Consider the following 11,319-nt stretch of genomic DNA (forward strand, 5'->3'; position numbering starts at 1 on the left):
GGGGGAAGTGACATGTCCCTACGCTAGCCCCGCACCGGCGCCCGCGGTCCGGCGGGCGCGCAGCCACACCAACTGCGCAGAATCGCACCACCTCCGCATCCGCAGGCCGGAATCCTGCGAACTTCGCGCGGTTCTGCGAGCTTGGGCCGCGCGGGCAGCGGGCGAACGGATGCCGCGAGCTGCCCTAAGCGACCGAGTAGCGCCCCGACGCGACGGCGCGCGCACGAGCCTTGGCGGCCTCTTCTTCGCGGTTTTTCGGCGGCGTCACGGCGACGAGGTCGTCGAGCAGGTGCTGGGTGGCGTGGGCGATCTCGTGGACGGCGCGGTCGAAGGCATCCTGGTTCGCCTTGGACGGCTTGGTCGTCCCGGCGATCTTGCGCACGTACTGGAGGGCTGCAGCGTGAACCTCATCCGAGGTCGCGGCGGGCTCGAAGTTGTGGAGGGTATGGATGTTCCGGCACATGCCCCGACCCTACGCGCGCGCCCGCGGCTCGACCACCCCGTACCGGGGCCGAGCTTGGCACCGCGAAGTTCGCAGAATCACGCCAACTCCGCACGATTGCCGCCGCATCCTGCGAACTTGGCGTTTGGGGACATGCGCGGAACGGGGCAGTCCGCACGTGCGAGCACAGGCGCGGCGGGCAGTAGCGGGCGTGGTCAGGATGCGAGGTGCAGGCGGGCCGCGAGGGCGCGACGGATGCTGCGCTCAACCGCCGGCCAGTCGTGAACGATCTGCGCGTAGCTCAGGCGCATGACGGTGTATCCGCGAAGCGCAAGCTCGGCGTCGTGCGCGATGTCCTTCGTGCGCTGCGCGCTTGAGGAGTGATGCGCGAACCCGTCGATCTGCAGCACGAGCCGCTCGCCGATCAGAAGGTCGACGAACCGTCCGGCGATCCTCGCCTGTTGCACGACCGGAACGCCCCAGCGGCGCAGCGGCAGGACGACGAGGGCCTCCAGCCCCGAATCAGAGAGCCCGACAACCTCCCCGGCCAGGTCTCGCGCGGCCCGCGAGGTCCAGGGGATGCGCCTGAGCGCCTCCGGCGCAAGACCCTCCACACGAGCCGCGGACTCCCACACGGCGAGAGCAGCGTCGTGGGGGACGCATCCAGCGACGTGAGCCAGCGCATCCTCGACGGTCGCCATGAGGCCCCATCCTGGCGGGGAGAGAGGGATAGTCCAGTGGAGCCGTCCTGGCCATCCGTCAGGCAGGCGCGCGGAACCGGAGCCGGGAACCATATGCACGTGGGGATGCAGATCCATGTCGGGCGGCATCCACCACCCCCGTCTGCGCGCAAGGGACAGACACGAAATCCGGCCGCCCGCGGTGGCCGCCGTGACGAGATCCGGCGCCGCTTCCGGAAGGGTCACCCACGCACGACGGATGACTCGCGCCCTCCCGTCCCGTACGAACCCCCGCAAGGCCGCGACCCTGTACCCAGCACGCAGGATGTCGCTCCGGTGCGCGATTCCGCCACGTTCCCGCAACCACTGTTCGAGCTCTGGCGTCACCTCGCCAGCGTGCGTCGCCGGCGGGTGGCGCGACCGCAAGCGGCATCCTTCTGCACGCTCTTCACGGCCCGGCGACGCTGGGGAGGAGTCCAGCCGGCGCGGTTCTGGCACCCCACGAACTCCGCAGACTCGCCCCTACTCCACAGGATTCGGGGCAGAAAGTGCGAGGTTCGCGCGAATCTGCGGACTTCGCGCGCACCAGACGAACTTCGCGCGCGCCAGACGGATGCCGCGCGCGAGACGGAGGCCGCGAACCAGACGGATGCTACGCGTCAGCGCTTGTAGTTCGGGGCCTCGACGACGATCTGCACGTCGTGCGGGTGCGACTCCTTGAGGCCGGCAGCGGTGATTCGGACGAACTTGCCCTTGGCCTTGAGCTCCTCGACCGTGCGGGCACCGACGTAGAACATGGACTGCCGCAGGCCACCGACGAGCTGGTAGGCGACTGCCGCGAGCGGACCGCGATAGGCGACCTGCCCCTCGATGCCCTCGGGGATGAGCTTGTCGTCGGTGGGGACGTCGGCCTGGAAGTAACGGTCCTTCGAGTACGAGGTCTTCTTGCCGCGCGTCTGCAGCGCACCGAGCGATCCCATGCCCCGGTACTGCTTGAACTGCTTGCCGCCCTGGAAGACGATCTCGCCCGGGGCTTCGTCGGTGCCGGCGAACAGCGACCCGATCATGACCGAGTCCGCGCCCGCGACCAGGGCCTTGGCGATGTCGCCCGAGTACTGCAGGCCACCGTCGGCGATGACCGGAACCCCGGCCTCTCGCGCAGCCTGGAAGGCCTCGTAGATCGCAGTGATCTGCGGAACGCCGACGCCGGCGACAATGCGGGTCGTGCAGATCGACCCGGGGCCCACGCCGACCTTCACGGCATCCACCCCGGCGTCGATGAGTGCTTGCGCGCCTTCACGGGTCGCGACGTTGCCGCCGATGATGTCGATGCCCGCGAATGACGGATCAGCCTTGAGCCGTCGCACGATGTCGATGACGCCCGCCGACTGACCGTTGGCGGTGTCGACGACGAGAACATCCACCCCGACATCCCGCAGCGCCTCGGCGCGTTCCCACGCGTCGCCGAAGAACCCGATCGCAGCACCCACGCGCAGGCGGCCGTGCTCATCCTTGGTGGCAAGCGGGTACTTCTCGCTCTTATCGAAGTCCTTGATGGTGATCAGGCCAGCGAGCTTGCCGTTATCGTCGATGAGCGGGAGCTTCTCGACGCGATGCTTGGCGAAGGTGGCGATGACATCGTTCGCGCCGATCCCGACGGGAGCCGTGATGAGACCCTCGCTGGTCATGACGTCCTTGACGAGGGTGGTCTTGCGCTCGAAGCCCGACACGAACCGCATGTCGCGGTTGGTGACGATGCCGACGAGCGTCCCGTCGTCGTCGACGACGGGGAGGCCCGAGATGCGGTAGGTCGCGCACATCGCGTCGACCTCTTCGATCGTGGCGTCGGGAGTCGTGGTCACGGGGTCGGAGATCATGCCCGACTCGCTGCGCTTGACGCGGTCGACCTGAGATGCCTGATCTTCGATCGAGAGGTTCCGGTGCAGGATGCCGAGGCCTCCCTCTCGGGCGACCGCGATCGCCATCCGCGCCTCGGTGACGGTGTCCATCGCGCTGGAAATGAGCGGGATCGCAACGGTGATGCGGCGCGTCACCCGCGATGAGGTGTCGGCCTCGCTCGGGATGACGTCAGTGTGACCCGGCAGCAGAAGCACGTCGTCATAGGTGAGTCCGACGAATCCGAACGGGTCGTGAGTGTCCATGCTTCTCCTGCGGTCGCGAGCCTTATAGAGAATTCTACGTTCGCGGGCACGCCGGCATTCCCGGGCGGCGGCCGCGGTGGGCTCGGCAACGGATTGGGATCGTTCTCAGCCGAATATGCCCCGGAAACACCGCCGACACATTACGCTCGTACGGTCGTCTATCACGGTCGAAGCGACTTCCTCGGCCGTTGCCGTCCGGGAGGTCTGAGTGCCACATCCGAATGCCCCAGCCAGGACGACGCGGAATCGCCTCGGCGTATTTCTCGCGTTGGCACTGACCCTCGTGGGCCTTCTCGCCCTGCCGACTGCCGCTCACGCCGCGGACGACGATCCCTACCGCATCAGCGGGAATGTGCAGCTCGAGGGTGAGCCGCTCGAGGGCGTCGAACTGACGGTGGACGGCCCCGGCGGCGAGCAAACGGTCGAGACGGATGCCGACGGGCAGTGGGCGGTGGGGGTTCCTGAGCGCAATGCCGACTACACCGTGACACTCAACGAAGACACCCTCCCCGAGGGCATTGCGGTGATCGACGAGACGGGCGAAGACACCTCTCCCAACGTCCGCGAGGTCACGGTCGGGCCCGGCGGCCGCGTGACGACGAACTTCTTCATCGGCGAGGGCGAGCGGAACACCACCGGGTTCGTCGACCAGCTCGTGGAGCGCCTGGTCAATGGCGTCAACTTCGGTTTGATGCTGGCGCTGGCCGCGATCGGTCTCTCGCTGGTCTATGGCACGACGGGGATCTCGAACTTCGCCCACGGCGAGATGGTGACGTTCGGGGCGCTGATAGCGCTGCTGTTCGCCGTGGGGTTGAGTCTGCCGCTGCTGGTGGCCGTCCCGCTGGCGGTGATCGTTTCGGGGGCGTTCGGGTACGCGATGGATGCCGGTCTCTGGCGTCCCCTGCGCCGAAGGGGCCTCGGCGTCGTGCAGCTCATGATCGTCTCGATCGGCCTCTCGCTCGCCCTGCGCTATATCTTCCAGATGTTCGTCGGCGGTGGCACGCTGCAGCTGCCGAATCCCCTGTCGGGCGTCATCCCCCTGCCCGGGTCGATCGTGCTGACCTGGATGGATCTGGTCAGCATGCTGATCTCGGTCGTCGTGATCATCATCTTCGCGCTGTGGCTCACGCGCAGCCGGATCGGTCGCGCGACCCGGGCGGTCTCTGACAACCCGTCCCTGGCAGCGGCATCCGGAATCGACGTGGACGGGATCGTCCGGATCGTCTGGATCCTCGCGGCGGCGCTTGCCGGCCTGTCCGGTGTCCTGTGGGCCTACTTCCGCCCCGGTATCAAGTGGGACATGGGAACCAGCATCCTGCTGCTGCTGTTCGCGGCTGTCGTGCTCGGCGGCCTCGGTACGGCACTGGGCGCCCTCGTCGGATCTCTGATCGTCGGCATCCTGGTCGAAACGACAAGCCTGTTCGGGGTTCCCGACGACCTCAAATACGTGGGCGCGCTGGTCGTCCTGATCCTGATCCTCCTCTTCCGACCGCAGGGCATCCTGGGTCGAAAAGAGCGAGTGGGCTGAAGGGGGCACGACGATGGACTTCGGTCAGATCCTGAACAACACGCTGAGCCAGATCCTCAGCCCCACGACCTTCGGCTTCGCGCTGGCGGCGATCGGCCTGTCGATCCACTTCGGCTTCGCGGGCCTGCTGAACATGGGTGTCGCCGGCTTCATGGCCGTCGGAGCCTACGGTTTCGCAATCTCGATCCTGACGCTCGGGCTGCCGTGGTGGGCAGCAGCGCTCGTCGGATTCGTCCTCGCCGCCGTGTTCGCGCTCATTCTCGGCATCCCGACGCTGCGGCTTCGCGGCGACTACCTCGCGATCGTGACGATCGCCGCAGCCGAGGTCGTGCGCCTGCTGTTCCTGTCGACCGCCTATAAGGACGTCACGGGCTCCGCCGACGGGCTGTTCGGCTTCCAGGCGGAGTTCCGGGCGGCAAACCCGCTCCCGCAGGGCACCTATGGATTCGGCCCGTGGACCTACACGAGCGACCAGTGGTGGGTGATCATCATCGGCGTCGCGCTGACCGCGGTCGCGGTGCTGTTCACCTGGTCGCTGATGCGCAGCCCCTGGGGACGCGTCATCAAGGGCATCCGTGAAGACGAGGATGCCGTGCGGTCCCTGGGTAAGAACGTGTTCTCGTTCAAGATGCAGGCCCTCGTCATCGGTGGCGTCATCATCGCGGCGGGCGGCATCGTCACGGCGATGGGAACGAACGTCAACCCCAACGTCTATGTGACCTCCCAGACCTTCTTCATCTGGACGGCGCTCCTGCTGGGTGGGGCCGCCACGATCTTCGGCCCGGTGCTCGGCGCTGTGCTGTTCTGGGTTGTGCGAGCGTTCCTCTCCAACCTCCTTCCCGCGCTGGTGGATGCCGGGCTCCTGCCCTTCCTCTCGCGCGAGCAGGCACAGCAGTCGGTCTTCGTCCTGATCGGGGTCGCGCTCATGCTGCTGATCATCTTCCGCCCGCAGGGGATCCTCGGGAACAAGAAGGAGTTGAGCTTTGTCCGATGAGCCGCTCGCGCCGGTAGCGCGTCCCAAGACGACTGGCCTTCATGAGGGTGAGATCCGCCCCGGTGTCGCCAAGGTCGACCCGATCATCGTCGCGGACGGTGTCAAGCGCACGTTCGGCGGCCTGACCGCCGTGGATGTCGAGCATCTCGAGATCCCGCGGAATGCCATCACCGCTCTCATCGGACCCAACGGTGCCGGAAAGACGACGTTCTTCAACCTGCTGACCGGCTTCGACAAGCCCGACGAGGGGTCCTGGAAGTTCGATGGCACAGCCCTTGCGGGAGTTCCCGCGTTCAAGGTGTCGCGGATGGGTGCGGTGCGCACGTTCCAGCTGACCAAGGCGCTGGGCCTTCTGACCGTGCTCGAGAACATGAAGCTCGGTGCGACGGAGCAGCGCGGCGAGAGCTTCTTCGCGTCGCTGTTCCCGTTCCTGTGGCGAAAGCAGGATGTCGAGATCGAAGAGCGCGCCCGCGTGCTGCTGAAGAAGTTCAAGCTCGACGCGAAGGAGACCGACTTCGCGGCGAGCCTCTCGGGTGGGCAGCGCAAGCTCCTCGAAATGGCCCGCGCACTCATGAGCTCGCCGCAGTTCGTCATGCTCGATGAGCCGATGGCGGGTGTGAACCCCGCTCTCACGCAGTCACTGCTGGATCACATCCTCGACCTGAAGGACGAGGGCATGACGGTGCTGTTCGTCGAGCACGACATGCACATGGTCCGTCACATCGCCGACTGGGTCGTCGTGATGGCCGAGGGCAAGATCGTCGCCGAGGGTCCGCCCGACACGGTCATGCAGAACCCCGCGGTGATCGATGCCTACCTCGGCTCGCATCAGGATGTCGACCTCGGCGTTGTCACCGGGCGCGTGCCCGGCGAACTCAACACCGCCGCCATCGAGTTGCAGCAGGAGGTTCAGGAGTTCGACGAGGCCATCGAAAAGTCGCATCACCACCAGTCGGATGCCGCCCCCGGCACATCGCGAGAGCCGGGCGAGGGCACCGGGACGGAGAAGTCATGACCGATGCAGCCGCCACCGACGAGCGTCCCCCCGTCCGTGAGGGCACGCCGGTCGTCCTGGTCGACGAGGTTCACGCCGGATATCTGCCCGGGGTGAACATCCTCAACGGCGCGACCCTGACCGCCTGGGACGGCGAGCTCATCGGCATCATCGGCCCGAACGGCGCCGGCAAGTCCACGCTGCTGAAGGCGATCTTCGGTCAGGTGAAGGTACGCCAGGGCGACATTTCGCTCAACGGCGAGAAGATCACGGGCCTCAAGGCGAACAAGCTCGTCGCCAAGGGCGTCGGGTTCGTCCCGCAGACCAACAACGTCTTCCCGAGCCTCACGATCGCCGAGAACCTGCAGATGGGTCTGTTCCAGCGCCCCAAGCTCTACACCGAACGCCTGGAGTTCGTCACCGGCATCTTCGCGGAGCTCGGCAAGCGGCTGAACCAGCGCGCCGGGTCGCTGTCGGGCGGTGAGCGCCAGATGGTGGCGATGAGTCGTGCTCTCATGATGGATCCTGCCGTCATCCTGCTCGACGAGCCCTCGGCGGGCCTGTCCCCCGCCCGGCAGGATGACGCGTTCCTGCGGGTCTCGGAGATCAACAAGGCCGGGGTGACGACGATCATGGTCGAGCAGAACGCTCGCCGGTGCCTGCAGATCTGCGACCGCGGCTATGTGCTCGATCAGGGCAAGGATGCCTACACCGGCACCGGCCGTGAGCTGCTCAACGACCCGAAGGTCATCGGCCTCTACCTCGGCACCCTCGGCGCCTAGCCCCGCGCCGCGGCATCCCTCGCTCCCGCGGGACCCCCCGCCTCGAGGCGCGAACCCACACCGTCGCGCGCGAACCCACACCTCTTCACCCCCGAAACCTGTGGGCTCAGCACGGATGCTGTGGGTTCGGCACCTCACACCGGCCCGTCACCCCCGCACGATGCCCGCACCATGCCTCGAGGCATCCACCTCCCCACCCACTCGCGAACCCACACCTTCGTGCGCGAGCCCACACCTTCCGACGCAGGAATCGTGTGGGGTCAGCACGGATGCTGTGGGTTCGGCGCGCAGCTCGGCCGGTCGCACGGATGCCGCACACAACGGAAGCGGGGCCCCGACCCGAAGGTCGGAGCCCCGCTCGCTAGCCGTGAGGCTTACTGGTATGCGACGTAGTCGTTGTCGGCGGTGTACTCGTAGATGCCGATCGACGCCTCGGTGGGGTCGCCCACGTCGTCGAACGTGATCGGACCGGAGATGCCGTTGTAGTCAGCGACTCCGCCGCCGTTGATGATCTCGGCGCACTCGGCGAACGAGGTGCAGGCAGTACCGTCGCCCGAACCGCCGGAAACTTCCTGCAGCTTGTCGGCGATCGCTGCGCCGTCGGTCGAACCGGCGGCCAGAGCAGCGAGCGCGAGCAGGATGACGGCGTCGTACGACTCGGCGGCGTAGCTGAACTCCGTCAGCTCCTCGTTGCCCTCGTCGGTCCAGAAGGTCTGGAGCGAGTCGGTGAAGTCGGTGATCGTGTCGATCGAGAGACCGGGCAGCGTACCCTTGGCCCCTTCAAGCGATCCACCCACGTCGATGCCGTTGCTACCGAAGTTCGACAGGTTGCCGTCGACGAAGTACAGCTTGTCGGCGGGCACGCCTGCGGCGAACAGCTCGGGCAGCATGGTCTTGACCTCTTCGAACGTGATCAGGGCGATCGCGTCGGGGTTGGCAGCGACGACCTCCGAGATCTGAGCCGAGAAGTTCGTGTCACCCGTGTTGTAGGTGGGCTCGGCGACGACGGTCCCGCCCGCGGCCTCGAACGCGTCCTTGACGAAGCTCGCGAGGCCGGTGCCGTACGAGTCGTTGAGGACGATCATGCCCAGGGTCTGCGCACCGGACTCGGCGATCAGGTTTCCGAGCACCTCACCCTGCAGGGTGTCAGACGGCGCCGTGCGGAAGTAGAGGCCGTTGTCGTCGTAGGTCGAGAATGCAGCCGAGGTATTGGCGGGCGAGAACTGGATGACGCCGGCGCCGACCACCTGGTCGATGAACTGCAGCGAGGTGCCCGATGAGGCAGCACCGATGATCGCGGAGACGCCCTCGTTGAGAAGACGCGGGATCTCGGTCTCGTAGGCCTTGTTGTCGGTGTCACCCGAATCGCCCTGGATCATCTCGATGGTCACGCCCGCGTTTGCGGCGTTGACCTCGGATGCGGCGTACTCGGTACCCGCGATTTCCGGCGGGCCGAGGAAGGCCAGGTTGCCGGTCACGGGCAGCGCCGTGCCGATCTTGAGGTCGAGGGATTCGCCCGCGGGCTCGCTGGTACCGTTCCCGCCGCCAGAGTCGCCGGCGCAACCCGCCAGGAAGACCGCGCTGACACCGACCACGGCGATACCGCCGAGGATCGAGCCGGCGCGGGATCGTGTGAAGACGCCCATGATGCTCCTTGCTGTGAATGGATGCGGGTCGCCAAAGAGCCCGCACAGTGCCAATAACTTATCCGCGGACTGGTCTCGCGTGTGTTGCGGTGCGTTAACGATGTGTAACGCCGTCAAATCGTTACCTGGCGCCGGTATCCGTCGCGATCGACGGCGCGGGAATGCCGGGGATGGGCGTATCGTTGAGATGCATACCCCTCAGGGGTATCGAGATAGCCGTACTCTCACGGGAGGAACCCGCCATGACAAACCACGAATACGTCGTCACCGGAATGACCTGCGGCCACTGCGAGCACGCCGTGCGCGACGAGGTCTCGCGAATCCCGGGCGTATCCGCGGTCGAGGTCAGCGCTGCAACCGGCCTCCTGACGGTCACCGCCGAGACCCTCGACGACACTGCAGTGCTGACCGCCGTCGACGAGGCCGGCTACCAGGCCGCGCGACGGTGACGACAGCCGCACCTGCCGGCGGGGGCAGCTCAGCACCGATCGAGCTTCAGATCGGTGGGATGACGTGCGCCTCGTGCGCCGCGCGTATCGAGAAGCGACTGAACCGGATGCCGGGGGTGTCGGCATCCGTCAACTACGCCACCGAGAAAGCCGTCGTCCGAATCGATGACGTCCCGGCGAACGCGAACGAGTCGCGCGCCGATGCTGCAGCCCTCATCGCCGAGGTCGAACGCACCGGGTACACGGCCACAGTGCCCGCGCCGCCGGTGCCCGAGACCGACGAGCCGGCGACCGATCCCGAGCTCGCCTCGCTGCGCCAGCGCCTGATCGGGGCGGCGGTGCTGTCGGTGCCGGTGATCCTGCTCGCAATGATCCCCGCGCTGCAGTTCACCTACTGGCAGTGGGCATCGCTGGCGCTTGCCTCACCCGTCGTCGTGTGGGCTGCGTGGCCGTTCCACCGCGCCACGGCGATCAATCTGCGCCACGGCGCTGTCACCATGGACACTCTCGTCTCGATGGGGGTCTCGGCCGCCTACCTGTGGTCGCTGTACGCGCTGTTCTTCGGCGGCGCCGGGATGCCGGGAATGACCCACGGCTTCACGTGGATCGCGCAGCCGGGCGAAGCCGGAAACACGATCTACCTCGAGGTTGCCGCGGGAGTCACGACGTTCCTGCTGCTCGGTCGCTACCTGGAGGTGCGCGCGAAGCGGCGCGCGAGCCAGGCAGTTCGGGCACTGCTGGAGGTCGGCGCAAAGGATGCCGCGCTGCTTCGCGGTGGCGCGGAGGTGCGGGTCCCTGTCGCTCAGCTTCGCGTCGGCGACGAATTCGTCGTGCGCCCCGGCGAGCGCATCGCGACCGACGGGGTTGTCGTGTCGGGGACCTCGGCCGTGGACACCTCGACGATCACGGGCGAGTCGGTTCCCGTCGAGGTCAGCGAGGGTGACGCGGTCGTGGGCGCGACGGTCAACGTCGGGGGCCGTCTCGTGGTGCGCGCCACGCGCGTGGGCGAGCAGACGCAGCTGGCGCAAATGGCGCGCCTGGTGGAACAGGCTCAGGCTGGCAAGGCCGAGGTACAGCGACTGGCCGACCGCGTCGCGGGGGTGTTCGTGCCGATCGTCATCGTGATCGCCGTCGGGACTCTCGTGACCTGGCTGCTGCTCGGCGGAGGCACGGCGTTGGCGCTGACGGCGGCGATCGCCGTGCTGATCATCGCCTGCCCGTGCGCACTGGGACTGGCGACACCGACAGCCCTCCTGGTCGGCAGCGGCCGCGGCGCGCAGCTCGGCATCCTGATCAAGGGGCCGCAGATTCTGGAGTCGACCCGGCGCGTCGACACTGTCGTGCTCGACAAGACCGGAACCGTGACCGAGGGCCGGATGACGCTCGTGGACGTGCTGCCCGTGCCGGGCGAGGATGCCGCCGAGGTGCTGCGTCTGGCCGGTGCGGTGGAGTCGGCATCCGAACACCCTATCGCCCGGGCGATCGCGGGTTCCGCGGCGGCCGGGGGCCCGCTTCCCGAGGTGGAGTCGTTCTCGTCCGTGGCGGGGCGGGGTGCGACGGGGGTCGTCGAAGGCCACGCCGTCGCGGTCGGATCACTGGGCTTGCTCGCCGAGTGGTCGGTGCACCCGGATGCCGAGATCAC

The 11,319-nt window shown here is 67.3% G+C and carries 10 protein-coding genes; 6 read left to right on the forward strand and 4 right to left on the reverse strand.

The features are described 5' to 3' along the window. Nucleotides 1-184: 184 nt before the first annotated feature. The 3 genes from B3587_RS04535 to guaB form a co-directional block, all read right to left on the reverse strand. Entirely contained in the window at nucleotides 185-463 is a 279-nt protein-coding gene (locus tag B3587_RS04535) for a DUF2277 domain-containing protein (RefSeq protein ID WP_228179476.1), read from the reverse strand. A gap of 194 nt (nucleotides 464-657) precedes the next feature. Further along, nucleotides 658-1,143, reverse strand: coding sequence for an endonuclease domain-containing protein (locus B3587_RS04540; protein WP_292726822.1), 486 nt, complete (start codon nucleotides 1,141-1,143; stop codon nucleotides 658-660). A 638-nt stretch (nucleotides 1,144-1,781) separates the two neighbouring features. After that, nucleotides 1,782-3,284: an IMP dehydrogenase gene (gene guaB / locus B3587_RS04545; protein ID WP_292726823.1), complete on the reverse strand. Its 1,503-nt coding sequence runs from the start codon at nucleotides 3,282-3,284 to the stop codon at nucleotides 1,782-1,784. A 208-nt stretch (nucleotides 3,285-3,492) separates the two neighbouring features. On the opposite strand from guaB, the gene B3587_RS04550 reads away from it, so the two are divergent. Genes B3587_RS04550 through B3587_RS04565 form a run of 4 tightly spaced genes read left to right on the forward strand, consistent with a single transcriptional unit; the run spans nucleotide 3,493 to nucleotide 7,582 of the window. Continuing rightward, nucleotides 3,493-4,812, forward strand: a complete 1,320-nt coding sequence (locus B3587_RS04550; RefSeq protein WP_228177193.1) for a branched-chain amino acid ABC transporter permease — start codon at nucleotides 3,493-3,495, stop codon at nucleotides 4,810-4,812. Nucleotides 4,813-4,825: 13 nt separating this feature from the next. Next, entirely contained in the window at nucleotides 4,826-5,806 is a 981-nt protein-coding gene (locus tag B3587_RS04555; protein ID WP_292726824.1) for a branched-chain amino acid ABC transporter permease, read from the forward strand. After that, nucleotides 5,796-6,821: an ABC transporter ATP-binding protein gene (locus B3587_RS04560; RefSeq protein ID WP_292726825.1), complete on the forward strand. Its 1,026-nt coding sequence runs from the start codon at nucleotides 5,796-5,798 to the stop codon at nucleotides 6,819-6,821. The genes B3587_RS04555 and B3587_RS04560 overlap by 11 nt, the downstream gene beginning before the upstream one ends. Continuing rightward, nucleotides 6,818-7,582, forward strand: a complete 765-nt coding sequence (locus B3587_RS04565) for an ABC transporter ATP-binding protein (RefSeq protein WP_228177196.1) — start codon at nucleotides 6,818-6,820, stop codon at nucleotides 7,580-7,582. Before B3587_RS04560 ends, B3587_RS04565 begins: the two co-directional genes overlap by 4 nt. A 374-nt stretch (nucleotides 7,583-7,956) precedes the next feature. Here the strand turns inward: B3587_RS04565 and B3587_RS04570 are convergent, their stop codons facing one another. Beyond that, nucleotides 7,957-9,228, reverse strand: a complete 1,272-nt coding sequence (locus B3587_RS04570) for an ABC transporter substrate-binding protein (RefSeq protein WP_292726826.1) — start codon at nucleotides 9,226-9,228, stop codon at nucleotides 7,957-7,959. Nucleotides 9,229-9,470: 242 nt separating this feature from the next. On the opposite strand from B3587_RS04570, the gene B3587_RS04575 reads away from it, so the two are divergent. Then, nucleotides 9,471-9,677 carry a heavy-metal-associated domain-containing protein gene (locus B3587_RS04575; protein WP_292726827.1) on the forward strand — a complete coding sequence of 69 codons (207 nt, stop codon included), beginning with the start codon at nucleotides 9,471-9,473 and terminating at the stop codon, nucleotides 9,675-9,677. Nucleotides 9,678-9,736: 59 nt separating this feature from the next. After that, a partial coding sequence (locus B3587_RS04580) for a heavy metal translocating P-type ATPase (RefSeq protein WP_292726828.1) occupies nucleotides 9,737-11,319 on the forward strand: 1,583 nt, incomplete at its 3' end.

It is taken from the genome of Microbacterium sp. UBA837, from assembly GCF_002296025.1.
Taxonomy (GTDB): Bacteria; Actinomycetota; Actinomycetes; order Actinomycetales; family Microbacteriaceae; genus Microbacterium.